The 255-nt window shown below is 56.9% G+C and carries 1 protein-coding gene; it reads right to left on the bottom strand.

The annotated features are described in order from the left end of the window. Positions 1-255, bottom strand: a 255-nt coding sequence (locus IB264_RS35755; RefSeq protein WP_192435389.1) for a transposase, incomplete at both ends; no start/stop codon positions are given.

The raw sequence follows: 255 nt of genomic DNA, 5'->3' as shown, positions 1-255 counted from the left end.
CGCAACAGGATACTCGCCCGACCCGTTTGCTTTCACCAGACTCGTTCAGTTTCGGCGTCAGCCCGAGCACAGAACCGACCGCCTTTGAATGTGCAAACCGGCCAGGAATATCGATGGTTGCCGTGTAAGTGAGAGCGACAACAGGGCCGACACCAGGGATCGTCGTCAATCGGCGACAGACTTCATCCTCGCGGACCAAATCCAAAACCTTCTTGTGCAGCTTGGTGAACTCGGCGCGCAGTAGTTTGCGTGCAG

It is taken from the genome of Ensifer sp. ENS11, from assembly GCF_014851895.1.
Classification (GTDB): domain Bacteria; phylum Pseudomonadota; class Alphaproteobacteria; order Rhizobiales; family Rhizobiaceae; genus Ensifer; species Ensifer canadensis.
Note: the sequence above shows the minus strand (reverse complement) of the source record. Positions and strands in the feature narration are given on the sequence as shown.